Raw genomic sequence first — 300 nt, forward strand, 5'->3', positions numbered from 1 at the left:
CCCCTCACCGCAGCGCTCGCTGCCAGGTGCCGGGCGATGATCAAGCCCAGCGAATACACCCCGCGCACGGCCGAGCTGATCAGGCAGGCTCTTGGCGAACGGTTCAGCGAAAGTCATGTCGCCGTGATTACCGGGGGGCCGGTCGTGAGCGAGGCTTTCTGCTCCTTGCCCTTTGGTCATCTTTTCTCCACGGGATCGACCTCGGTCGGCCGCCTCGTCGCCAAAGCGGCGGCGGAAAACCTGACGCCGGTCACCCTTGAGCTCGGTGGCAAATCGCCTGCGGTCATTGCCCCGGACTTC

Annotated in this window: 1 protein-coding gene; it reads left to right on the forward strand. The window is 65.3% G+C overall.

The window, feature by feature from the left end; genetic code table 11:
• Positions 1-300, forward strand: a 300-nt coding sequence (locus E5162_RS14695) for an aldehyde dehydrogenase family protein (RefSeq protein WP_135945983.1), incomplete at both ends; no start/stop codon positions are given.

It is taken from the genome of Marinicauda pacifica (genome assembly GCF_004793635.1).
Classification (GTDB): Bacteria; Pseudomonadota; Alphaproteobacteria; order Caulobacterales; family Maricaulaceae; genus Marinicauda; species Marinicauda pacifica.